This is a genomic window from Candidatus Regiella endosymbiont of Tuberolachnus salignus (assembly GCF_964020115.1).
GTDB classification, from domain to species: Bacteria; Pseudomonadota; Gammaproteobacteria; order Enterobacterales; family Enterobacteriaceae; genus Regiella; species Regiella insecticola.
Window position 1 is genome coordinate 879,630 of record NZ_OZ026542.1, and the last position, 23,463, is coordinate 903,092.

Annotated in this window: 23 protein-coding genes and 1 tRNA gene; 13 read left to right on the plus strand and 11 right to left on the minus strand. The window is 43.3% G+C overall.

What is annotated here, in order from left to right:
• Window positions 1–62: 62 nt before the first annotated feature.
• Window positions 63–188 (minus strand): hypothetical protein, encoded by a 126-nt coding sequence (locus AACL30_RS04510; RefSeq protein WP_339057853.1) that lies wholly within the window; start codon window positions 186–188, stop codon window positions 63–65.
• Between the two features lie 30 nt (window positions 189–218).
• Between AACL30_RS04510 and AACL30_RS04515 the strand changes: the two genes are divergently transcribed.
• A complete protein-coding gene (locus tag AACL30_RS04515; protein WP_050749342.1) occupies window positions 219–413 on the plus strand; it encodes a KilA-N domain-containing protein in 195 nt (64 codons plus the stop codon).
• A gap of 518 nt (window positions 414–931) precedes the next feature.
• Entirely contained in the window at window positions 932–1,063 is a 132-nt protein-coding gene (locus AACL30_RS04520; RefSeq protein ID WP_260200216.1) for a hypothetical protein, read from the plus strand.
• 43 nt (window positions 1,064–1,106) lie between these two features.
• Here AACL30_RS04520 and AACL30_RS04525 read toward each other — a convergent pair whose 3' ends face one another.
• Window positions 1,107–1,298 (minus strand): hypothetical protein, encoded by a 192-nt coding sequence (locus AACL30_RS04525; protein WP_339057854.1) that lies wholly within the window; start codon window positions 1,296–1,298, stop codon window positions 1,107–1,109.
• Here AACL30_RS04525 and istA point away from each other — a divergent pair.
• The 3 genes from istA (at window position 1,297) to AACL30_RS04540 (ending at window position 4,816) form a co-directional block, all read left to right on the plus strand.
• A complete protein-coding gene (istA, locus tag AACL30_RS04530; RefSeq protein ID WP_339056344.1) occupies window positions 1,297–2,475 on the plus strand; it encodes an IS21 family transposase in 1,179 nt (392 codons plus the stop codon). The genes AACL30_RS04525 and istA overlap by 2 nt on opposite strands.
• Entirely contained in the window at window positions 2,472–3,269 is a 798-nt protein-coding gene (istB, locus tag AACL30_RS04535; protein WP_339058365.1) for an IS21-like element helper ATPase IstB, read from the plus strand. Before istA ends, istB begins: the two co-directional genes overlap by 4 nt.
• 383 nt (window positions 3,270–3,652) lie before the next feature.
• On the plus strand, window positions 3,653–4,816 hold the full coding sequence (locus tag AACL30_RS04540) for a site-specific integrase (protein WP_339057855.1): 1,164 nt from the start codon (window positions 3,653–3,655) through the stop codon (window positions 4,814–4,816).
• Window positions 4,817–4,830: 14 nt separating this feature from the next.
• Here AACL30_RS04540 and AACL30_RS04545 read toward each other — a convergent pair.
• Window positions 4,831–4,907 (minus strand) — tRNA-Arg (locus tag AACL30_RS04545).
• A 178-nt stretch (window positions 4,908–5,085) separates the two neighbouring features.
• Between AACL30_RS04545 and folD the strand changes: the two genes are divergently transcribed.
• From folD to pgl, 4 genes are all read left to right on the plus strand, one after another.
• The gene (folD, locus tag AACL30_RS04550; protein ID WP_339057856.1) at window positions 5,086–5,961 is read left to right on the plus strand and encodes a bifunctional methylenetetrahydrofolate dehydrogenase/methenyltetrahydrofolate cyclohydrolase FolD; all 876 of its coding nucleotides are present in this window, start codon (window positions 5,086–5,088) and stop codon (window positions 5,959–5,961) included.
• A 48-nt stretch (window positions 5,962–6,009) separates the two neighbouring features.
• Complete coding sequence (locus tag AACL30_RS04555; RefSeq protein WP_260200217.1) at window positions 6,010–6,141, plus strand: hypothetical protein; 132 nt, start codon at window positions 6,010–6,012, stop codon at window positions 6,139–6,141.
• 418 nt (window positions 6,142–6,559) lie between these two features.
• On the plus strand, window positions 6,560–7,339 hold the full coding sequence (gene modA / locus AACL30_RS04560) for a molybdate ABC transporter substrate-binding protein (protein ID WP_339057857.1): 780 nt from the start codon (window positions 6,560–6,562) through the stop codon (window positions 7,337–7,339).
• A gap of 64 nt (window positions 7,340–7,403) precedes the next feature.
• On the plus strand, window positions 7,404–8,399 hold the full coding sequence (pgl, locus tag AACL30_RS04565) for a 6-phosphogluconolactonase (RefSeq protein WP_339057858.1): 996 nt from the start codon (window positions 7,404–7,406) through the stop codon (window positions 8,397–8,399).
• Here pgl and AACL30_RS04570 read toward each other — a convergent pair.
• Window positions 8,396–9,025, minus strand: a complete 630-nt coding sequence (locus AACL30_RS04570) for a 4'-phosphopantetheinyl transferase family protein (RefSeq protein WP_339057859.1) — start codon at window positions 9,023–9,025, stop codon at window positions 8,396–8,398. The genes pgl and AACL30_RS04570 overlap by 4 nt on opposite strands.
• Before the next feature lie 67 nt (window positions 9,026–9,092).
• Between AACL30_RS04570 and AACL30_RS04575 the strand changes: the two genes are divergently transcribed.
• From AACL30_RS04575 to AACL30_RS04590, 4 genes are all read left to right on the plus strand, one after another.
• Window positions 9,093–10,211 (plus strand): IS481 family transposase, encoded by a 1,119-nt coding sequence (locus AACL30_RS04575; protein WP_339057860.1) that lies wholly within the window; start codon window positions 9,093–9,095, stop codon window positions 10,209–10,211.
• 387 nt (window positions 10,212–10,598) lie between these two features.
• Window positions 10,599–12,188: a peptide chain release factor 3 gene (gene prfC / locus AACL30_RS04580; RefSeq protein WP_339057861.1), complete on the plus strand. Its 1,590-nt coding sequence runs from the start codon at window positions 10,599–10,601 to the stop codon at window positions 12,186–12,188.
• A 172-nt stretch (window positions 12,189–12,360) separates the two neighbouring features.
• On the plus strand, window positions 12,361–12,852 hold the full coding sequence (locus tag AACL30_RS04585; RefSeq protein ID WP_339057862.1) for a BON domain-containing protein: 492 nt from the start codon (window positions 12,361–12,363) through the stop codon (window positions 12,850–12,852).
• Window positions 12,853–13,154: 302 nt separating this feature from the next.
• A complete protein-coding gene (locus tag AACL30_RS04590) occupies window positions 13,155–14,576 on the plus strand; it encodes a hypothetical protein (protein ID WP_339057863.1) in 1,422 nt (473 codons plus the stop codon).
• 182 nt (window positions 14,577–14,758) lie between these two features.
• Here AACL30_RS04590 and purL read toward each other — a convergent pair whose 3' ends face one another.
• From purL to AACL30_RS04625, 7 genes are all read right to left on the minus strand, one after another.
• Window positions 14,759–18,850, minus strand: a complete 4,092-nt coding sequence (gene purL / locus AACL30_RS04595) for a phosphoribosylformylglycinamidine synthase (protein WP_339058389.1) — start codon at window positions 18,848–18,850, stop codon at window positions 14,759–14,761.
• Between the two features lie 155 nt (window positions 18,851–19,005).
• A complete protein-coding gene (locus AACL30_RS04600; RefSeq protein ID WP_339057864.1) occupies window positions 19,006–19,173 on the minus strand; it encodes a hypothetical protein in 168 nt (55 codons plus the stop codon).
• A 181-nt stretch (window positions 19,174–19,354) separates the two neighbouring features.
• Entirely contained in the window at window positions 19,355–20,335 is a 981-nt protein-coding gene (lafU, locus tag AACL30_RS04605; protein WP_339057865.1) for a putative lateral flagellar export/assembly protein LafU, read from the minus strand.
• Window positions 20,336–21,196, minus strand: coding sequence for a flagellar motor stator protein MotA (gene motA / locus AACL30_RS04610; RefSeq protein WP_339057866.1), 861 nt, complete (start codon window positions 21,194–21,196; stop codon window positions 20,336–20,338).
• A 7-nt stretch (window positions 21,197–21,203) separates the two neighbouring features.
• On the minus strand, window positions 21,204–21,899 hold the full coding sequence (locus AACL30_RS04615; protein WP_422389592.1) for a FliA/WhiG family RNA polymerase sigma factor: 696 nt from the start codon (window positions 21,897–21,899) through the stop codon (window positions 21,204–21,206).
• Window positions 21,900–21,909: 10 nt separating this feature from the next.
• Window positions 21,910–22,380 carry a flagellar basal body-associated FliL family protein gene (locus tag AACL30_RS04620; RefSeq protein ID WP_339057867.1) on the minus strand — a complete coding sequence of 157 codons (471 nt, stop codon included), beginning with the start codon at window positions 22,378–22,380 and terminating at the stop codon, window positions 21,910–21,912.
• A 23-nt stretch (window positions 22,381–22,403) separates the two neighbouring features.
• Window positions 22,404–23,444 (minus strand): flagellar hook-length control protein FliK, encoded by a 1,041-nt coding sequence (locus AACL30_RS04625; protein ID WP_339057868.1) that lies wholly within the window; start codon window positions 23,442–23,444, stop codon window positions 22,404–22,406.
• Window positions 23,445–23,463: the final 19 nt, after the last annotated feature.

The following is a 23,463-nucleotide window of genomic DNA, read 5'->3' on the forward strand; positions in this document are numbered from 1 at the left end:
CCCCCTATTCTCAATGTGCTGGGACTCCATTTATCGCTATCATTTGAGAAGGTTTTCTCATGCTAAATAATGTAGTCATTATCGATAATATCATTGTTCGCCAGGATGTTTTCGAGCGTTATTGCCTGAGTGATTTGCACAAAGCCGCGGATAAGCAAGACAGACACCAACCTGCTTTCTAACTCCACAATGAGCAAACCGTTTAATTAATAAGCGATTTGCAAAAATACAACTCGACCAGAATTGAACTCACCGATGTTATCCGTGGTGGCTCTGAACAGGAAACTTTTGCCTATAAAGAACTGATTTACGCCTATGCGATGTGGATCAGTGCTGCTTTCAACCTCAAGGTTATCCGCACGTTTGATAAGGCAGTCATCGGGAACGTTCAGCCTCTCATCGATCAGGTTTAGGTCGGACTGGATTTCATCAATTTTGCTAAACAAGCATTCCGTCTGACACCATCTGCTGTACTGGGGTCACTCAAGCAGCTTCAAACGGCATGTGGTTTACCTAATAGGCTTCCTGCGTATGCGATTGATGCACCAGATGGCAAAAACTCCAGCGAAGATACTGGCTTATTGAAATGCTGGCGCTGAACCACCAGAGTCCGGTTACAAGCGTCTGCAGCTCCTTGACATCGTTGAAAGAGCGTCACGCCCCAGTACCAAAACCTCAGACAAGGAGAAATGCTATTGGTCGATGACGGAAAGGGGTTTGCGATTTGGCAAGAATCTGAACGATCCGGTCAACCTTCAGCAAACCATTCTGATTAACCCAAGGAATACATCCATGATAACTCTTTCATTACGGGCGGAATCGTCATGGCGGTTGCTCACGTGAAAGACGTACTGTTAGACAACATCGTCTCCGGCCTTCGCACCCGTTAGCATAATTTTATCAATACATTACGTCAGAAAGGTGATCCAACATGCGTTATCACATCGAGAGCAACGTCCTACTCATCCGTATTCAAGGCAAGACCCTGCGCTTTACCAACACCGATGAAGGTTATCGCCAGATGATTCAAGTATTTTATCAAAGTAAAGCTGTATCAACATGATAGACCAGAATATCCGTGAAGCAAGAAAGATCATTCACGTTTTCTATGACAGAAAGGCGGAACTGCAGAGCATAACAGAGACGGTGTAATCAACGTTAACTGCATGCCTTAATAAGATCCCATCTCCAAGTGTCAGCGCTAATGATAAAAGACCGTAAATTGCTAATTTAATTTGTCCACTCAAGCCAGAATGCAGTTTCCTTTGTGGTGACAAAGCCATGAGGGAAATAAGCATGCTAAGAAGAGAGGACCACTACATGATAAAACAACGCCATCAACAGGGGGCATTTATTGTTGATATTGCCCATCAGATAGGGTGTTCAGAAAAAACGGTGAGACGGCACATTAGCTATCCTGCGCCGCCAACAGCAAAACGCGGTAAAAAACAGGTTGCTAAACTCGAGCCCTTTAAAGACTACATCGATTCAAGGTTGAGTGAACAGGTTTGGAATGCGGCGGTTATTTTTGAGGAAATCCGTGAAAAAGGCTACCGGGGTGGGAGTGCGATGCTCCGACGTTATATACATCCCAAACGTCCGCTCAGGGCCTCGAAAAACACGGTACGCTTTGAAACCCTCCCCGGTTATCAACTTCAACACGATTGGGGAGAAATCATCGTTGAGGTGGCAGGCTCTGCCTGTACGGTTAATTTTGCCGTTAATACGCTCGGTTTTTCGCGTCGCTTTCATGTCTTTGCTGCCCCTAAGCAAGATGCTGAGCACACGTATGAATCGCTGGTTCGCAGCTTCAATTACTTCGGTGGCAGCGTAAAAAATGTCTTGGTAGATAACCAAAAAGCCGCTGTTATCAAACATGGACAAAATGGCCACATCGAGTTCAATGCGGGCTTCCTGCAACTGGCTAATCACTATGGGTTTAGCCCTCGCGCCTGTAAGCCTTATCGACCGCAAACGAAAGGCAAAACCGAACGGATGGTGGGCTATGTTAAACACAATTTTTTCACTCGCTACCGTCAGTTTGAGAGTTTCGCTCATGTTAATCAACTGCTAGCGATGTGGCTGGCGAAAGTGGCAGACCAGCGTCATCTTCGTCAATTCAAGCAGACACCGGAAAATCGTTTTGCTGAGGAAAAAATAGCCTTGATGCCACTCCCTGCGACTGATTTCGATACCAGCTACTTCGACCTACGACAAGTGGCATGGGACAGCTATATCGATGTCAGAGGTAATCGCTATAGCGTGCCTTCATTCTGGTGTGGTCGTGCGGTTAATATTCGTATCGGTTTAGATAATACGCTACGTATTTACGGCGATGAGCAACTGCTCGCGACGCATCTCTTGCAGGAGGTAACGCAGGGCTGGCAAAAGGTGCCAGAACATCATCAAGCCCTTTGGCAACAGGTCAATCGAGTAGCGTCTCGTTCGCTCAGTGTGTATGAGGAGCTACTCTGATGGAAATGGAAAACTTGTTGATACGGTTAAAAATGGATTACCTGGGCGATGCGTTGGAGAGTTTATGTGAAGAAGCCACCAAGAAAGCACTGAACTACCGTGAATTTCTCCAGCAGGCATTAGCCCAGGAATGGAACGGGCGTCACCAAAAAGGCTTGGAATCGCGGTTAAAACAAGCACGTTTGCCGTGGATAAAAACCTTGGAGCAATTTGACTTTACTTTCCAACCAAGTATAGACAGGAAAATTATCCGCGAGCTGGCGGGGCTGAGGTTTGTCGAACATCATGAAAACGTCATTTTGTTAGGCCCACCTGGGGTAGGGAAAACGCATTTGGCGATAGCGCTGGCTGTCAAGGCAGCTACAGCTGGGCATCGGGTATTGTTTATGCCTCTGGATAGACTCTGCTGTACCTTAATGAAGGCAAAGCAAGAAAACCGTCTGGAACGCCAACTTCAGCAACTGTGCTATGCCAGGGTATTAATACTGGATGAAATCGGGTATTTACCGATGAATCGCGAAGAAGCTAGCCTATTTTTCAGGTTATTGAGCCGTCGTTATGAAAAGGCGAGCATCATTCTCACATCAAATAAAAGTTTTACTGATTGGGGGGACGTATTCGGTGATCACATTTTAGCAACTGCGATTTTAGACAGGCTTTTACATCATTCAACCACATTGAATATTAAAGGAGAAAGCTATCGACTCAAAAATAAACGCAAAGCAGGCATGTTGCCTATAAAAACGACTGATATTATCCAGGCGCCTGGAATAGAAACCCAACAGGAAAATTAGCAAAAACTGGACATTTTAAAGTAGCAAAAAGTGGTCAATCTAAAGTAGCGTTGACACCAAGCAAACAGGCTACCTCACGGCAATTCGTCCTGCACATGCACACGGCGAGACTGAGGCTTTGCCATATTTGATCGGCTCACAATAAGCAGAGGTAATCCAGTGAAAAAACAATCACTCACACGGCATGAAGCCGCTTTAATTGTCGGCGTATCCCGCCCCACGTTATCGCAGTGGGTTAAATCGGGAAGAATTCAAGCAACACGTAAAGATCCAACCAAAAAGAAGTCTCCCTACCTGTTCACCCTGCAAACCTGTCTTGCTGCATTGAACAATCCGATCCACACTGTCGCCGTGAGCGACGGCAGGTTGCACGAGGAGAAATTATGTCAATCTTCCGCAGAGGAAAAATATGGTACGCGAGCTACTCGTTACCGGAAGGCAAGCGAATTAAAGAATCTCTTGGCACAGAGGACAAGCGGCAAGCTCAGGAATTGCACGATAAACGAAAAGCTGAATTGTGGAGAATAGACAAGCTGGATAATCTCCCTGAGGTGACTCTTGAAGAAGCTTGCTTACGCTGGTTAGAGGAAAAGGCCGACAAAAAATCGCTTGATGATGACAAAAGCCGGATGGGATTTTGGCTGTTGCATTTTGAAGGTGTAAAGCTTAAGGAGTTGACTGAAGCCAGGATCTACGCGGCAATAAGCAAAATGACGAACCGTCGCTATGCTGAAAACTGGCGACTACAATCTGAGGCAATGGTAAGAAAAGGTCAGAAGGCACCGGAATATCAGGAAAAAGCAGTCACCCTCTCGACTAAAGCTAAACATCTTGCATTAATGAAGTCACTGCTGCGTACTGCCGAACGAGACTGGAAGTGGCTTGAAAAAGCGCCCGTTATCAAAGTGCCACAAGTGAAAAATAAACGTATTCGATGGCTTAAACCCGCAGAAGCGCAACGACTGATTGATGAATGCCCAGAGCCGTTAAAGTCGGTGGTCAAATTTGCACTGGCTACCGGTCTTCGCCGTTCCAATATCATTAACCTGGAATGGAAGCAAATTGACATGCCACGCCGCGTGGCATGGATTAATCCTGAAGACAGCAAATCTGGTCAGGCTATTGGGGTAGCCCTCAATGAGACGTCCTGCAAAATTCTCCGCGATCAAATAGGAAAACACCACACATGGGTATTTGTGTATACGGAAGCGAAAACCCGCACGGATGGCACACTAACGCCCTCCGTGCGGAAGATGCGTGTCGATGCTAACTCGGCGTGGAAGCAGGCATTGAAGCGAGCAGGGATAGAAGCATTCCGTTTTCATGATTTGAGACACACTTGGGCAAGCTGGCTGATACAGGCGGGTGTTCCCCTGTCTGTTTTACAAGAAATGGGGGGATGGGAGTCAATCGACATGGTACGGAGGTATGCCCACCTTTCCCCTCGTCATTTGACTGAACACGCCAAGCACATTGACGCGATTTTTGATAATGATGTCCCAAATCTGTCCCATACCTGTAAAGAAGCGGGGAGGAAGAACACCTAACCCCTTGATATTATTGGTGCGCCCTGCAGGATTCGAACCTGCGGCCTACGGCTTAGAAGGCCGTTGCTCTATCCAGCTGAGCTAAGGGCGCGTGTGACCTTGGGGCAGGATTATACGGGCAGCGCTTCTTGAGTCAATGTTTTTCATCTTACAATTTAGCCTCTGTCTATTTTTTCTTAAATTAATTACTATTCTAAACCTGACAGCACAGCTTGCTTCTGACAAAATAGATTTATTCTCGCTTTTTTAATTAATGGATCCCTCAGTCGATGTCAGCAAAAATTATTGACGGTAAAATGATTTCTCAAGAAATAAAAAATAATATCGCCAAATCGGTAAAACAGCGCGTAGCTGAAGCTAAACGCCGTCCAGGCTTGGCAGTGGTATTGGTTGGCGCAAATCCAGCGTCACAAATTTATGTCGGTAGTAAAGTAAAAGCCTGTGAGGAAGTCGATTTTTTTTCTTCTCTGTACGATTTACCTGAAAGTACCACTGAGGCTGAACTATTAGCGAAGATTGATGAACTGAATCAAGATGATAAAATTGATGGTATCTTGATTCAGTTGCCCCTCCCTGCCCACATTGATAATGCTACCATCTTAGAACGTATTCACCCCGCTAAAGACGTTGATGGTTTTCATCCTTATAATATTGGTAGTTTATGTCAAAGAAAGCCTAAACTACGCCCCTGCACACCTCGTGGCATCATGACGTTATTAGAAAAAAATAAAATTGATATAAAAGGCATGCATGCCGTAGTGGTTGGTGCATCGAATATCGTCGGTCGCCCTATGAGTTTAGAACTTTTGCTTGCCGGTTGTACCACTACCGTCACGCATAGACACACGACTAATCTTAGACAACATGTTGAAACTGCTGATTTGTTAATTGTCGCTGTGGGTAATCCTGGCATTATCTTAAGTGAATGGATCAAGCCAGGCGCCATCGTGATTGACGTTGGGATCAATCGTGTTAATGATAAAATCGTCGGTGATGTTGAATTTGCGACCGCACAGCAGCGAGCAGGTTGGATCACCCCAGTGCCGGGGGGAGTTGGGCCAATGACAGTTGCCACACTGATGCAAAATACTTTACAAGCCTGTGAGCAATACTACGATATCAATAATCAAGCATTAATTAGATAACGTGGCCACATAGCCGAATCAAATTAAACTGACTTGGCTATATACCCAATGAATTTCGAGTTACGGCAAGGCGGCAAGGGGGTGAGACCGATGAGCGTAGACATACTACGTGATTCGGCGAGCGCCCGCAGTCAACGCCGCCGTAACTTGAAAGGCGAAGGGTATAAGCTTTTAAGCTAGGCGGAATCGTCTATATTGAGCAGCAAATCATTCATTTCGAGGTACCTTATATCTTTAGAGCCTATTCGAAATCTTCTTTAAGCGGTGCTTAGACGAGGAAAAAACGAGCGAAAAAGCGCAGTTTACATTACAGTAAATGAGCATTTTGAGCTCGTTTTTGACAAAAGACTTCTTGCAAAACCAGAGCGAGAGGTGCGAAGTCAAAACACCCGAAGCACAGCAACCGCGGTGTATATCCACCGTCTTTCAAGTTAAAGGGGGCGTGAGCCGATGACGCAGAACAACGCGGCGGGGGCTTCAAAGGTGAAGGGTATACACAACAATGTGAGCACCGCGTAAGCTAACATTCGCACCACAAGGTGAGTTATGCGGGAAGTCTTTTGTTGAAATAACGATGTTTTCTATGAAGGGGAAAGGGATGAAATATCCGTGGGCTAAATGGATCCTAGGCATTGCTCTTGCCTACGCATGGGGCGTTCCTGCTATAGCAGAGGGAAAAATTACAGTGTTTGCTGCTGTTTCATTGACTAACGCATTAAAGGATATTAGCAAACAATACCAAATGGAAACACAGATAGAGGTTGTCGTATTGTATGATTCCTCTTTCACACTGGCTAAAAAAATAGCAGAGAAGGAAACCTTAGCAGATTTATTTATTTCGGCTGATCAACACTCTATGGATTATCTTGCTGAAAAAGAATCAATTATCGCTACTAGCCGTTATACATTATTAAGTAATGAATTAGTATTGGTAGCACCAATAGACAGTAATATTTATAACGTAGCTATTGATAAACAGACCAATTGGAAAAATTTATTGGATGGAGGGTTATTGGCGTTAGGTGATTTTGATCATGTTCCTGCTGGAATTTATGCAAAACAAGCATTGGAATACTGGGGAGCCTGGCCAATGCTTGAGCAAAAAATAGTGCGCACCAATAACGTACGCGCCACATTGGCGTTAGTAGAATTAGCAAAAGTACCATTGGGTATTGTTTACGGTTCCGATGCCATCACCACCGATAGAGTCAGAGTGGTTGGCGTCTTTCCCGATCAAAGCCATAAGCCAATTGAATACCCAATGGCCATTGTCAATGGTCATGATAATCCTAACGTCAATGCTTTCTACGCTTATCTGAAAAGCCCAACAGCCAGTACGATTTTCAAAAATAATGGATTTTCTGTCGTCAAAAAATAAGTCAATATTTTGACAAATGTATCAGGAGCATAACAGGTTTCGAATAGACCCCAAGGAGTGATTGATGAAACAAATCGTATACGTGGCAAGCCCAAATAGCAAACAGATTGATGTATGGCAATTAGATAGCAGTGGAAAATTAACTCCGCTACAAACTGAAGAAGTAGACGGTCAAGTACAACCGATGGTTATCAATCCGAATAAAACTCGCCTGTATATTGGTGTACGACCCGATTTTGCCATAATCACTTATCGTATTGCTGCCGATGGTAGGTTACAACCGTTGGCTAGAGCTGCACTGCCTGCTAGTCCGACACATATTTCAACTGATCTAGCGGGGAATTTTTTGTTTTCTGCCTCTTACAGCGGCAATTGCGTCAGCGTTAGCCCAATAGATAAAAACGGGATGGTCAAAGACTGGACTCAACAACTGAGTAACTTAAAGACACCTCATTCAGTGAATCAAGTTCCCACTAACCAACTACTATTAGTGCCTTGTTTAACAGAAGATAAGATAAAACTGTTTAATTTAACGCCTGATGGCGAATTAACACCGCATTTGCAGAAAGAACTCATTACGGCAAAAGGAGCCGGGCCGCGTCATATGGCATTCCATCCTAAACATCCTGTGAGTTATTGTGTGAATGAACTTAATAGTACGGTGGATGTATATCAATACAGCGATGATGCTAAACAATATACTTTGCTCCAAACAATTAATGCCTTGCCTGCTAACTTCTCTGATACCTGTTGGGCAGCGGATATTCATATCACACCGGATGGACGTTATCTCTATATTAGTGATCGCACCACCAGCTTGCTGGCGATTTTTACTGTTTCCAACGATGGAACTGTTATTACATTAATCGGGCATCAACGAACAGAAGATCAGCCGCGTGGATTCAATATTGATTCTAATGGTGATTTTTTGATTGCCGCAGGGCAACAGTCCGATCACATTGTCGTTTATCGTATTGATAAAAGCTGTGGAAAATTAATCCAATTGGCGCGTTATGCAGCAGGTAAAGGTGCCATGTGGGTAAGCATAGTAGCGATTTAGACTGCTACCAAAGTGAAAACCTTATCTTCCATAAAATAGTATTTGGTAAAAATCACTTTTCCTTGCGGGAACGCTTTTGAGATCGGCTTGGTCAGCTCGAAAACCATAATATGGTTATCCGGCTCCAGATGTCTCAATGCCGCATAATCGAAGCCAAAATAGAAACCCGCCTGGAGATAGAGCGCCTTGAAAAGGCTTTCCTTGGCAGAAAATACCGCGGTAAAAAGCTGATTATAGGGGCATGCGAAGGAGCTAAGAAGACGAGATTCATCATCGTTGATGACGCTGTCACCGATGTCGATCACCTGCTCCCCGGCGATAAAATGCTCGATATCAACACCCAGAGCGGTAATGCCGTCAGACAGACTGACCGAACAGCAGGCAACATTCCTGCTGTGGGAGATAGACCCCATCAACGGTGACGGAAAGACGGGACACCTGTTCGCCCCGATGATCACTTGGGATGTTTCCACCGGGAACGCTTGGAGCGTGGCCTTTGCTGAATATCGGCCTGCAAGATATTCCATTCGGCGCTTGGGTACCGATCTGGATATCTGATCGGGACAGTGGATGCCGAATCGATGAAACAGATCATCTTCATATTGCTCCGGCGAAAAACGGCACATATGTGTAAAAGTTTGAATTTAATCTGACATTCTAATATGTTTAGTATGAGATAAAGGAGTGTTAGAGATGAATCAAACAGCAAAAATAATCAAACCGAAATTAGGCTTACTGGAACTGGCGAAACAATTGGGTAATGTTCAGTCAGCGTGTAAAGTCATGGGCTACAGTAGGGACAGCTATTACCGGTTTAAAAAGCTGTATGAGCAGGGAGGTGAACCAGCGCTAGTAGAGATAAGTCGTAAAAAACCTATCGAAAAAAACCGGGTAGAACCGCATATAGAACAAGCGGTGGTGAATATGGCTTACGACTATCCTGCTTATGGACAACACCGCGTAGCGAATGAACTCAACCGACAGGGGATAATGATTTCGGGCAGTGGTGTTCGCTCGGTTTGGTTGCGCCATGACCTAGAAAATATCAAGAAACGCCTTTCTGCCTTGGAAGCTAAGGTAGCGCAGGAGGGATATTTACTCACCGAAGCCCAGCTGCAAGCACTGGAAAAAGTGCAAGATAAACGGGAAGCACAGGGTGAAATTGAAACGCAACACCCGGGCTATCTCGGCTCTCAGGATACTTACTACGTGGGGCACATTAAAGGCGTCGGTAAAATTTATCAGCAGACCTTTATTGATACCTATTCCAGAGTCGCCTTTGCTAAGGTCTATACAGAGAAAAATGCCTTGGTTGCAGCAGATGTGTTAAACGACCAGGTGCTGCCATTCTATGATGAGCAAGCGGTTCCCTTATTGCGTATCCTGACTGACAGAGGCTCAGAATACTCGGGTAAAAAGGAAAACCATGCCTATCAGCTTTACTTGGAGCGAGAAGATATCGAACATACGCGGACAAAAGCGTACAGCCCGCAGACCAATGGGTTCTGTGAGCGGTTTCATAAAACGATGAAAAATGAATGTTATGACGTCATGTTTCCGCGTAAAATTTATTCATCATTGGAAGACATTCAGCAAGACATCGATAAATGGCTCACATTCTACAACACAGAGCGACCTCATTCAGGCAGGTATTGTTATGGCAAAACCCCCTGGGAAACTTGGATTGCATCAACAGAGTTAATCATCGATCAATTGGTGTTAATATTGATATCTTTACGTGGGTCAGGAATCAGGGCTAATTGCTTTAAAATGCTCATGTTTAGATATTCATTAGGACAAATACTCTTATGAGCATTCTGCCTACATAGAGTTCAAATTAAAGTGGGATCCCGCCCTGCTATTGACCCCATACTAAAACCATGATCCAGAGGTACAATCAGCGAATTACCATGAGCAAAATTAACAAACCTTTCCCAGCGTCTTATGATCCCAATTTCCATATCTTCCTTTGAATGCTCTCACTACTAAAGACCGTAATGCTCCTATGCACACACTCTAAAAAAGATAGACTAGAATGAAAAAAACTATCAATTTTTTACATTGATTGTTTATAAAATCAGGATCAGCGAAAATAGCGGCCAATTAAAATTAATATGACGGATTTGGCCAGCGAAGAGCCGAAAGAAGGTACTTCCAAAAATAGGTACAAATCCGTGTACAAACTAAAAGATTTTATTAATGGCCGATCAGAATTTTCTCAATGAAATAAACAAGCGAAGAACCTTTGCTATCATCTCCCACCCTGATGCAGGAAAAACTACTGTCACTGAAAAAATATTACTTTTTGGCAAGGCGATACAAACTGCGGGGACGGTAAAAGGCCGAGGATCGAATCAGCATGCAAAATCTGATTGGATGGAAATGGAAAAACAACGCGGGATATCAATTACCACCTCGGTAATGCAATTTCCCTATGGTCAATATTTAGTCAATTTACTTGATACCCCCGGTCATGAAGATTTCTCTGAAGATACTTATCGTACCTTAACCGCCGTCGATTGTTGCCTGATGGTAATAGACGCCGCCAAGGGGGTTGAAGATCGTACACGTAAGCTGATGGAAGTGACGCGCTTACGTAATACGCCAATTTTAACCTTTATGAATAAGTTGGATCGTGAGATCCGTTGTCCAATGGAAATACTAGATGAAGTGGAACAAAAGCTAAAAATGCCTTGCTCCCCTATTACCTGGCCAATCGGCTGCGGTAAATTATTTAAAGGCGTTTATCACCTTTATAAAGATGAAACCTATCTGTATCAAAAGGGTAAAGGCCATACCATTCAAGAAGTACGTATCCTTAAAGGGCTCAATAATCCAGAGCTCGATACCCTCGTCGGGGACGATCTAGCAACGCAGCTACGTGAAGAGATTGAACTGGTACAAGGCGCTTCTCATCCCTTTGAGCATGATTCTTTTTTATCAGGTGATCTAACACCCGTATTCTTTGGCACCGCGTTAGGTAATTTTGGTATCGATCATATGTTAGATGGACTAACCGCTTGGGCGCCTGCGCCTCTGTCACGTCAAACCCATTTACGGCAAGTCAGCGCAGAGGAAGAAAAATTCTCTGGTTTTATATTTAAAATTCAAGCCAATATGGATCCAAAACATCGCGATCGGATAGCGTTTATGCGTATTGTTTCTGGCTGTTATGAAAAAGGCATGAAACTGCATCAAGTCAGAACGCAAAAAGAAGTGACTATTTCCGATGCGCTAACATTTATGGCCGGGGATCGTACGCAAATTGAAAAAGCGTTTGCTGGGGATATCATTGGATTACATAATCACGGCACTATTCAGATTGGCGATACTTTCACGCAGGGTGAAGCACTAAAATTTACCGGGATCCCCCATTTTGCTCCTGAGCTGTTTCGTCGTGTTCGCCTGCGTGATCCACTAAAACAAAAACAGTTATTGAAGGGGCTGGTTCAACTTTCAGAAGAAGGGGCGATACAGGTATTCCGCCCCATTGCCAATAACGATTTAATCGTAGGGGCAATAGGGATCCTGCAATTTGATGTGGTCGCTGCCCGTTTAAAAAATGAATACCACGTTGAAGCAGTGTATGAATCAGTCAACGTTGCTACTGCGCGTTGGATCGAATGTCAAGATATAAAAAAACTGGAAGAATTTAAACGTAAAAACGAATTGAATTTGGCACATGACGGTGGCAAAAATCTCAGTTATATCGCTCCTACCATGGTCAATCTTAATATTACACAGGAACGCTACCCTGAAGTATTATTTCATAAAACCAGAGAACATTAACCCATGATAGCTCGGCGATAACCGAGCTATTTTTTCAACTGAAAACAACATTTATTTTTTCCAATCTAATTTGACAGCATTATCTTGATAATAGTCTATATTGTTTACTGAAGTAGCCGGTTAATACTTTTCACTAAACTACTGGTTTCATAACTAACACAGGAATAGATGGATGAAAAATAAAAAATTTACTTATTCACTTATAGCCGCCACCTTAGGTATGGCCAGTATGAGCGGTAGCATCTTCGCTAAAGAGCCCGTATCGAATAAAACAGAAAAGTCGATTGAACAAACAGGAAACAAAATCGATGAGGCGATAAAAGAAGTCGATAAAAAAGTCGGTGAAGTGGCGTCGAAAGACCCTGCTCAGGCTGAAAAAACCGCCGCGGAAGCCGCTAAAGCTGGCGGTGCAAAACCGGGCGAGGGTCAATCCATTGGTGAATATGCCAAGGATGCCGCCATTACCACCAAAATAACAGCCCTATTACTCGCGACCAGTGGTGTGGCATCACATGATGTAAAGGTAGAGACTAATAGCGGTGTGGTGCATCTTAGCGGTGATGTAGAAAATAAAGAACAAATAGAAAAAGCACAAAAAGCGATCGAAGATAAAAAAATTGACGGTGTGAAAAGTATTAAAAATGATCTGAAGGTTAAACATTAATATTTCGACCTGCTGGTCGTTATATCGACCAGCTTCAAACAATAAAAAACACGTTATCTCATTTAAATAAAAAATTATCTAAGCTGATCCAATAAATAATAATTCTGTTATGCTATATTGGTATTTGCATTATAAATGTTATTTATATTCGATCATTTAAATATTAATTCATGTTATGAACTAGGAAGTAAGATAGAAGATTTATCCGTTGTAAATTATTAATGCATAATATTACCTTGCATATTAAATTAATAAATATACAAGTTTATTTATATAAAAAATCAAATAATGGAGCCTCATATATGAATCAATATTTATCTCACACTAATACCCTTGCGTTAATTGCGGGTGGCCCCTTTCCTACTATAAGCATGCAAGACTATCATTTATTAAACGCCATCAATAAAATGATCGTAGATAAAACCGCTCAGCTCCATCGATACAATAATGATACTTCATCCGCTATTGGTGCAGAAAAAAAATATAAAATCGTTGACGATAATGCGCACATACATATACAAGAATTTAAAGATAATAAATTAATCAATGTTTTTATACTTAACTATATCGATGATAATTTCATCGGCTATGAAGAAGTCATCAATAAGTATGATAAAAATAATCAACTCGTCAGCTGCTCGCGTTCTACCTACGATATCAATAATCATTTTACTTACCGGGTAGTGTCTCACTATAACACTAGAGGTGAGTTGGTAAATACCGTTAAAACCCTATTTGAATACGATTCAAGTGATGTGATGACAGGCAGTCTTGAATTAAAGTACGATGCCAATAATCAATTAATTCAGAAAGTAAAAACGAAATATGATACCACTGAGAGGGGCGTGAGTATCAGAAAAAGAGAATTTAACTACGATACCAGCGGTTTAATGACTGACAGTAGTGAAGCCGTCTATGATGCTCAGGGTCTGTTAACTTATCATACTCAGTCAGAATATAACGCCAATAAAAAAATGGTTAAGCAAATAAATAGCGAATTTGATTACGATCCAAAGGGTCGTTTGTTAACGGAAAATCAAATACATTATGATGCAGATAATCAACCCACTGAATATGTAAAAAATTTCCAAGATTATGGCACCGAAGGACGTTTACTGAAAAAAAGCACGTCAAGATATGATCCAAAAGGTGTATTGATCGGCACTGCTGAGGTTAAGTATCAATATGATGCTAATGGCCAATTGGTTTCCCAGCAAGAAGCGGAATATGACGCCGATAAAAAAATCGTTGGCACAAATAGCATGACATTTAATTATGATGCTGAAGGTAACTTATTAACTATCCAGCATGAATTTACCGATCAAAAAGATAAATTAATTCATCTAATCGAATCAAAATACGATGATGATAATCAGTTTATAGGTCGTAGTGAAGTCGATTATTTCTATGATAGTGAGGGTAAATTATTTAAGAAGTGCACTGAACATTACGATGCTAATCAAAAATTAATCAATAGCTTTTTAACAAAAGAAAATACTGAAGCCCCGCTTACCACTAATGCAACTGAATCTGAGGTTAATCAAAGTGACCTATTGACCAATGCCGATAGCAAAAACAAAGAAGTTAACTTAATGGACACATTAATCGCAGAAATTCATGGCTGGGCAAACCCTGAAAAAATAAATCTTTTCAATGTTATGTCCAACGTGCCCAATGCATTTTTACCGACATTACCCACACTTCTGGTGAATAGATTTAATTAGCTTTTAGCTTCTCAGAGCCTGTTCCAAATCTTTAGGCTCTCAGTGGCTAATGTTAACGATTAAAAAATAGACTTAAAATAATATTTTTAGTGATGGTAGGAAATTAAAAAACGGCTCAGAGAGCCGTTTTTTTATACCCACAGTCTCTCCTTCAAACTGATTCGGCTATATAATCAATTATGCTATTTAAATCGCTTACCTGCATTACGAAACATACGCATCCAAGGGCTGTCTTCACCCCAGTCCGCGGGATGCCAAGAATGGCTAACCGTACGGAAAACACGTTCTGGATGCGGCATCATGATGGTCGCCCTGCCACTGGTACTGGTTAGCGCTGTGATCCCCTTGACAGAGCCATTTGGATTAGCGGGGTATTGCTCAGTGCATATCCCTTTATTATCGACAAAACGGAGTACCACCTGATTTTTTTCTTCCAATAGCGTTAAATCTTTATCTGCTACTGCAACTCGCCCTTCACCATGTGAAACAACAATAGGTAAACGTGAACCGGCCATATCCTGTGTAAATAAACAAGGGCTGGCAACCACTTCCACTAAGCTGAAACGCGCCTCAAAACGTGTCGATAAATTACGCTTAAAATGAGGCCAATGCTCTGCGCCAGGAATTAATTCCCGTAAATTAGACATCATTTGACAGCCATTACAAACACCTAATGCCAACGTGTTTGAGCGATGAAAAAAAGCGGTAAATTCATCTCGTAAGCGGTTATTAAACAGAATAGATTTCGCCCATCCCTCACCGGCGCCTAACACATCGCCGTAAGAGAATCCCCCACAGGCAACCAAGGTTTGAAAATCGGTTAAATTTATTCTTCCCGTGAGTAGATCACTCATATGCACATCGACAGCATCAAACCCCGCACGATGAAATGCCGCCGCCATCTCAACCTGAGAATTCACCCCTTGCTCACGCAATACCGCCACTTTTGGCCGTATTTCTTGGGCAATATAAGGCGCTGCAATCTTTTCGTTGAGATCAAAAGTTAATTTCACGTTTAAACCGGGATCAGTATTGTCTTTTTTCGCCTGATGCTCTTGATCAGCACAATCCGGATTATCACGTAACCGCTGCATTTGCCAGGTGGTTTCAGCCCACCAGCAACGTAAAGTGGTACGACTCTCCTGGTATAGCTCTTCATTGCCGTGGCGGATAATAAAATCATCCCCGGCAGTCGCACGGCCTAAATAGTGCACGCAATCTGCTAAACCATGGTCGGCTAAACATTGTTCCACTTTGCTACGCTGCTGAGAAGAAACTTGGATCACCGCGCCCAATTCTTCATTAAATAGCGCCGCTAAGGTATCTTCCCCCAAGGACGCAATGTTCACATCAATACCACAGTGCCCTGCAAAGGCCATTTCGGCTAATGTCACCAACAAACCGCCGTCAGATCGATCGTGATAAGCCAGCAGTGCGCGATCGGCAATCAAAGATTGCATCGCATTAAAGAAACCGGCTAATTGGGACACATTACGAATATCAGCCGCTTTATCCCCTAATTGTCGGTAAACTTGCGCCAAGGCGGTTGCCCCCAATCCATTGTGACCCGCCCCTAAATCGATCAATAAAAGCGCATTTTTATCATTATTATCTTTTTTATCATCACGGTCTTCCGGAGCAAGCTGTAGCTGTGGCGTGACGGTACTACGAACATCTTCAACCCGCGCAAAGGCCGTGATCACCAATGACAATGGCGAAATCATCTCCCGTTGTTTATCGCCTTGCTGCCAACAGGTTTTCATCGACAGCGAATCTTTTCCTACCGGGATAGTTAAACCGAGCGCAGGGCAAAGTTCTTCACCTACCGCACGCACAGCATCAAACAACCCAGCATCTTCACCTGGATGATCCGCGGCAGACATCCAGTTAGCCGAAAGCTTAACCCGTTTTAATTCGCCAATCTGAGTCGCGGCGATATTGGTCAATGCTTCACCGACCGCTAAACGCGCAGAGGCGGCAAAATCCAACAGCGCCACTGGCGCACGTTCACCAATAGACATCGCTTCGCCATGATAACTGTCTAAACTGGCACTGGTGACGGCACAATCGGCTACCGGAACTTGCCAAGGCCCCACCATCTGATCACGTGTTACCATCCCGGTTACACTGCGATCGCCTATGGTGATCAGGAAGGTTTTTTCAGCTACCGTCGGGAGATGCAGAATACGCTCTACGGCGTCAGCAATGGCGATCTTTTCACGATTCAGCACTTCAGCGCAGACGGGTAAACGAGTCACCTCTCGTACCATTTTTGGCGGTTTTCCTAATAATATATCCAATGAAATATTAATAGGATGATTATTAAATTCACTATCCTTCACTGTCAGATCTTGTTTTGCGGTGGCTGTACCAATTACCGCATAAGGCGTACGTTCACGCTGACAGATTTCATCAAATTCTTTCATTTGATCGGGATTGACTGCCAACACATAACGTTCTTGTGATTCATTACACCATATTTCCAATGGGCTCATGCTGGGATCATCGCTCGGGATGGCGCGTAATTCAAAATCTCCGCCCCGCCCCGCATCATTGACTAATTCCGGCATCGCATTTGACAGACCCCCTGCGCCGACATCATGAATAAATAAGATTGGATTCTTATCGCCCCGCTGCCAGCAGCGATCGATCACTTCTTGGCAACGGCGTTCCATTTCTGGATTATCCCGTTGTACCGAAGCAAAATCTAACTCTGCCCCTAACTGGCCAGAGGTGACCGAAGAGGCAGCGCCTCCCCCTAAACCGATATTCATCGCTGCACCACCGAGGACGATCAGCTTTGCGCCGACAGGAATTTCACCTTTTTGTACATGATCAGCGCGAATATTGCCTATCCCCCCCGCCAACATAATCGGTTTATGATAACCCCGTAATTCATAGCGATTTTCATCGCTATTATCGCTCTTCAACCGAGCCTTCACCCGTTCTTCATAAGTGCGGAAATAGCCCAATAATGCCGGGCGGCCAAATTCATTATTAAATGCTGCCCCGCCAAGAGGCCCCTCGGTGATAATATCCAATGCAGTGGCAATACGATCCGGTTTACCGAAGTCTTCTTCCCAAGGTTGTTCAAACTTAGGAATACGTAAATTAGAAACGGAAAAACCGACTAAACCGGCTTTCGGCTTAGCACCCCGCCCGGTGGCACCTTCGTCACGAATTTCACCGCCTGAGCCAGTAGCCGCTCCCGGCCAAGGAGATATCGCCGTCGGATGATTATGCGTTTCCACTTTCATCAAAATAGGCGTTTCTTCTTGATGATAATCATAGATCCCAGTCTCAGCATCGGGGAAAAAACGTCCGACTCGTGATCCCTCCATGACTGCCGCATTGTCTTTATAGGCTGATAACACATAGTCTGGCGTTTGCTCGAAAGTATTTTTAATCATGTTAAATAACGAACGAGATTGCTTAATACCATCAATAACCCAATCGGCATTAAAAATTTTATGACGACAATGTTCTGAATTGGCCTGCGCAAACATATACAGCTCAACATCGGTTGGATTACGCTCCAAACGAGTAAAAGAGTCGAATAAATAATCAATTTCATCCTTGGCTAAGGCAAGACCGAGCTGGTTATTAGCGTGCTCTAATGCGGTGCGCCCTTGGCTCAGGATATTGACCTGTTTTAAAGCTGTGGGTATATACCCTTCGCCTTTGAAGCCGCCGCGTTGTTGGCTGCGAGTGTTCGCCGAATCACGTAGTTGTCTACGCTCATCGGTCTCACCCCCTGGCCGCCTAGCGGCAACTTCAAGGGCTGTGGGTATATGAGAAGCACTTTGAGGAAAAATCTCTTTCGCGGAGGGAAAATCGGTAAATACCGCTTCAACCATACGATCATGCAGCATTGCTGCCAACTGCTGCCATTGCGTCGATGTCAACTCGACACTTTGAATATAAAAAGCCACGCCTCTTTCTAGACGTAATACCTTAGATAAACCACAATTATGCGCAATATCACTGGCTTTAGAAGACCAGGGAGAAATAGTACCTAATCGCGGTGTTACCAGCAGTAAACGCCCTGGCACAACGCGCTCTGAGGTAGCTTGCCGAGGAGAAACAGAAGAATCATACTCAAGCAAACGTGCCAGCTTAGTGTTTTCCTCTGCATTTAATGGAGCACTGAGATCAGCAAAATGAATATATTCAGCGTAGATATCATCTACCGGTAAACACAAATCCTTACAACGAGACAGCAGTTTAGTGATTTTAAAAGCCGACAAAGCGGCAGAGCCGCGCAGTATTTCCATAAGCAAAGTTTCTCTTGTTTGCAAAGCATTGGGGGACAGCATTAAGCGTCTGTTCAAAATCTCTTAACCCCACACAAGAGATTTCGAACAGACGCTAAAAAAACGCGGTGCCATTATAGTCAATGCTTAGCGATGACGAAACTGCTCTGTCGCTATCACCTGTTTTCTTCCTTGCCATGCAAAACCATCTCGTCATCAAAAATACCCCCCGCTTTCGACAGTACATTCAATGGCCGATCAACCATAAAATCAGTTGGTACCTCGATCTCATGTAATAATTCAAAAAATTCATTCCATGTTTTGGCATCTAGTCGATTCGACAACACTACATCGCCGGTCGTATCGTCTCGCGTGACATATACCCTTCGCCTTTCAAGTTACGGCGGCGTTGGCTGCGGGTGCTCGCCGAATCACGTAGTAGTCTACGCTCATCGGTCGGTCGCCCTTACCGCCTTGCCGTAACTCGAAATTCATTGGGTATACACTTCGTCATCTATCATTTTTCTATCTCAGTTTGAGCTCTTTTGTAAGGTGATCACTTAAATCAGTTTGGATCACCTTTGTATGCTGATCACTCAAATCGGTTTGGATCACCTTTGGGTTATGATCACCAAAAAATTGATACAACATCTCGGTGGCGGCTTTCGTCAACACCATAATTTCAATACGACGATTTGCGGCGCCTAAAGGATCCTTTTCATCAAGCAACATCTGATCAGCCATCGCGTTGATTTGTAAAATATGAGCATCATCTAATCCTCCTCTTTCTAACGCCCGTCGCGCCGCCATCGCCCTTTCTCCTGATAGATTCCAGTTATTATAAAGTTCCTGATCACGATAACGCGCACCATCGGTATGACCCGTAATAATAACTTTATTGTTGAGATCATTTAAAACAGGGGCTAATTCAGCTAATAAGCGTGTGAAAAAAGGCGTGAGCAATGCACTACTCCGCGGGAACATTTCTCGCTTTTTATCGTCCTGTATCAAAATGCGCAACCCTTGTGGAACCATTTCTATGTTTAAATTGGATTGCGCATTATGTGCTTTGCTGATTTCCAGCACCATCCGCGATAGATCTTGCATTTCTGTCGCCGATTTATCGACAACCTCTTTGCGTATTTGATCGGGCTCCTTGAAAGGCTCCTTCAAACGATTTTCGCGCGCCCTTTCTTTCATGCTGTCACGTGTCTTATTGGTGTGAAGCATCTCAAAATTTTTGTCTGCGCCATTTTTATTCTTCAACGGAATAGAAAGAAATGACTGATTAGAGAATATGGTATTGCCATGGATATGGGACATAATTTCATGTCTTTCTTCTTCCGAAACGGCTCCGACTATCCATAACACCATAAACAACGCCATCATTGCCAAAGTAAAATCAGCAAAGGCGACTTTCCAAGCTCCAGTATGAACACCAGAATGATGTTTCTTGGCGGAACGTTTGATGATGGTGGTATGTGTACTTCGAGCTTGCCCTCTCATTTAGGCGCCTTCCATCTTGTTAATCCAGGAATCAAGGGTGGCGAAGGTGGGTTTATTATCAAGCGGTAACATTTTACGCCCTGAATCCACCGCCAATAAAGAAGGTTTACCGGCGACATGATTGACCAAAACGATACGGACACATTCGAAAAAAGAAAGTCTCTTTTTCATTTCTTGCTCCATGGCATTGGCTAAAGGATCCATAAAGCAATAACAAATAAATACCCCGAGGAAGGTGCCGATCAATGCCGCGGCAACTTTAATACCAATTAAAGCAATGGAGCCATCTATCGATTGCATGGTAATAATAATACCTAGCACCGCAGCACAAATACCAAAACCAGGCATGGCTTCTGCTGTCCGTTGCATAGAACGCGACGGCACCAGCAGTTGTTCCTCAACAGCGCCTAATTCTTGCTCTAGAATACCTTCTAGTTCATGTTCATTTATCTTGCCCATCGCCATTAAACGAAAATTATCTGAGATAAAGGTGACTAAACCTTTATGTTTCAAAATAAGCGGGTATTTTTGAAATAGCGTACTATTTTCCGGAATTTCGATATGTTCATCTAATTTCTTTAATCCTCCTTCATCAACCATTTCTAATAATTCATACAATAACAACAACAACTGTTGTTGAAATTCTAAAGTATATTGATTTTTACTGACGACACTTTTTATTTGTTGCCACATTTCTACTAATACATATTTAGGATTAGCCAAAATCATGGCACCCATCCCCGCCCCTAAAATAATAATAATTTCGCCTGGCTGCCAAAAAGAGGACATAATGCCTCCCGACATTAAATAACCGCCAATAACGCAGAACATAATAATAATCAAACCCAATAACTTCTGCATAACTTCCTCAATGGCTACAAAATTTTTTAATTTTTTCTGCTATTTTTTTATTTAGTTGACAAACTCTCGCTTCAGTCAGCTCTAATACCAATGCAATTTCCTTCAAACTCAGTTCTTGCTGATAATAAAGACTTAAAATAAGCTTTTCTCTGTCATCCAATGTACCAATGGCTTGCCTGAGACTGTCTTGGATAATCATTTGCTCCTCTAACTCTCGGCTTTGCAGCGCATCGTTATGCGTTTCTAACGAGAGAAGATCATCTAAACTTTCCATAGCCTTGGCATTTTCTAATAACAGATACTCTTGATATTCTTGCGGGGTAATGGATAACTCTGCGGCAATCTCATCGTAATTAGGTTCATGCCCTAACCTTTTTCCCAATTCTCTTATCGCTTCGTTTGTTTTGTGTGTTTTTTGCCTTAATCTTCGGGGACGCCAATCATGCTCACGCAATTGATCCAGTATTGCACCGCGAATACGATGCACCGCATAAGCGGCAAATTGTTGATCGGGATGCCCATAGCGGCGCAGAGCCTCAAGCAATCCCATTAATGCAATTTGCTGCATATCTTCTCTTTCTAAAACGCTGTCGGCTTGAAACGATAGCTGCCGAACGACACGTTTTACTAGGGGTAAATAAGCATCAAGATATTTCCCTTCATCCAGAGACGTCAATGCTATATTTTCATCAATACATATCATTGTCATAGAATTATTGAAAAACCATTTTACTAATAACAACATCATCGAATGGCATAGGAACTTTTAATTCATTAAAGTTTCTTTGATATTCACTCATTAAACTTTGGCGTAAATCAGCAATAGTAAAACTACGGATTTCTTGATAATTCATACCAGAAAGTAAATTCACAGTGGCACCACGAATGGCAGGTGTTAGCGCTGTTACTTTTTTAACATCCGTGTCATCACCGGTGGCAATGCCCAATTCTAATAGCATATAACGCTCTTCATCATCGATATTCTTAAGCGTGATAACCATATTTTTAATTTCAACAAACTGTACCGGTTTACTTCCCCGCACAAAATGTTTTGGGCACCATATGGGTGGATTGATTCGCTCCTTTTTTATATTCCGCTGATAATTAAATGCCATCCATCCAGCAGCAACAGTGGCAACAATAACTAAAAATATCAGTATTTTTGACCTCTTAAACATAATCATAAATAACCCACTAAACTAATCCATTAAACGGTTGCTAAAAGAGTGCCATCACCACCTGCACTCTGCTCTTCTTCAATAGTCATATTTCCAGCAGCACTGATGTGTGATCCTGATTCAAGTGTCCGTTGTTTCTGTTGTTGTTGTTTGTCACCAGAAGAAATTTGCACTTCCACCTGATGGGTCGTCACTGACGTTAGATTTTGCCGCAGTTCGTCACTGCTTTGTTGCAACATATGATAAATATCCCCTTGACTGGCATTAATCTGAATCTGTAACTTTCCCGCGTTGACACTGACAGAAATATCTATTTTCCCCATCTCAGGGGGATCAAGACGAATACTGGCGTGCTGCGTTCCCTTTTCTATTTGCAGCTTTAATCTTTCCCCCAGCAGCGTACGTAATTGCTGTGGCCATTGATCTTTATCGTTTGTTAGAGTGAACGGCTTCTCTAAAGCGCTAACCCCCTCCCCCGCTGGAGCATGATTTAAATTAGATTGCGCTATTAAGGTTGTCGGCACATTGGTTGGATTAGCAGGCGTCGGATTTGAGCGTACAATGAGGCCCTCAGATGTCTCCTTTGCATTTGCCGTGACCAAATTGACTTTAGTTTCAGCCGTTGACCATCGCCCCGATGTTTCTACTGATGTTAAAGAGCGGTTTTGGCTGAGAGCGGATGCATTATCATGCTCAGCATCAGATGAGGATACAGATTGCTGCATCCCCATCGGCGCTAAATAAGGTGGCAAAGAGGCTAATAGCGTCTCTAATAACGGCTGATTTTGCGCTTCTATTGCCTCATTGTGAGGCATTTTTTCCTGCCCTTGCGCCGCTAACACAAAATCCAAAGGATCAACAACAGCAGCCAGACTGTCGATTTCTTCACTCACCAGGCTAGCCGGGGTTAAGGGGGTTGATAGATCGGCTCCCATCTGCGTGAACACATCGTTAAATGTTTCCTTCGACTCTGCCGCTCCTGCCCCATATGCTTCAGCGATTGAAATAGGTGTTGTGTTTGCGCTTTTTTGCCCGCTTGGTAGAGCAGAATTGATCGACGGCGTACTCACTTTACTGTCCTCTTATCAG

Coding starts and splice junctions, on each gene's coding strand:
- AACL30_RS04570 (WP_339057859.1), bottom strand. CDS start 9,025: ATGTGCCGTTTTTCGCCGGAGCAATATGAAGATGATCTGTTTCATCGA.
- AACL30_RS04615 (WP_422389592.1), bottom strand. CDS start 21,899: ATGATATGTATTGATGAAAATATAGCATTGACGTCTCTGGATGAAGGG.
- modA (WP_339057857.1), top strand. CDS start 6,560: ATGAAATATCCGTGGGCTAAATGGATCCTAGGCATTGCTCTTGCCTAC.
- motA (WP_339057866.1), bottom strand. CDS start 21,196: ATGCAGAAGTTATTGGGTTTGATTATTATTATGTTCTGCGTTATTGGC.
- AACL30_RS04540 (WP_339057855.1), top strand. CDS start 3,653: ATGTCAATCTTCCGCAGAGGAAAAATATGGTACGCGAGCTACTCGTTA.
- AACL30_RS04520 (WP_260200216.1), top strand. CDS start 932: ATGCGTTATCACATCGAGAGCAACGTCCTACTCATCCGTATTCAAGGC.
- AACL30_RS04590 (WP_339057863.1), top strand. CDS start 13,155: ATGAATCAATATTTATCTCACACTAATACCCTTGCGTTAATTGCGGGT.
- istA (WP_339056344.1), top strand. CDS start 1,297: ATGCTAAGAAGAGAGGACCACTACATGATAAAACAACGCCATCAACAG.
- pgl (WP_339057858.1), top strand. CDS start 7,404: ATGAAACAAATCGTATACGTGGCAAGCCCAAATAGCAAACAGATTGAT.
- AACL30_RS04555 (WP_260200217.1), top strand. CDS start 6,010: ATGAATTTCGAGTTACGGCAAGGCGGCAAGGGGGTGAGACCGATGAGC.
- purL (WP_339058389.1), bottom strand. CDS start 18,850: ATGGAAATACTGCGCGGCTCTGCCGCTTTGTCGGCTTTTAAAATCACT.
- AACL30_RS04575 (WP_339057860.1), top strand. CDS start 9,093: ATGAATCAAACAGCAAAAATAATCAAACCGAAATTAGGCTTACTGGAA.
- AACL30_RS04620 (WP_339057867.1), bottom strand. CDS start 22,380: ATGATTATGTTTAAGAGGTCAAAAATACTGATATTTTTAGTTATTGTT.
- AACL30_RS04585 (WP_339057862.1), top strand. CDS start 12,361: ATGAAAAATAAAAAATTTACTTATTCACTTATAGCCGCCACCTTAGGT.
- lafU (WP_339057865.1), bottom strand. CDS start 20,335: ATGAGAGGGCAAGCTCGAAGTACACATACCACCATCATCAAACGTTCC.
- prfC (WP_339057861.1), top strand. CDS start 10,599: ATGGCCGATCAGAATTTTCTCAATGAAATAAACAAGCGAAGAACCTTT.
- AACL30_RS04525 (WP_339057854.1), bottom strand. CDS start 1,298: ATGCTTATTTCCCTCATGGCTTTGTCACCACAAAGGAAACTGCATTCT.
- folD (WP_339057856.1), top strand. CDS start 5,086: ATGTCAGCAAAAATTATTGACGGTAAAATGATTTCTCAAGAAATAAAA.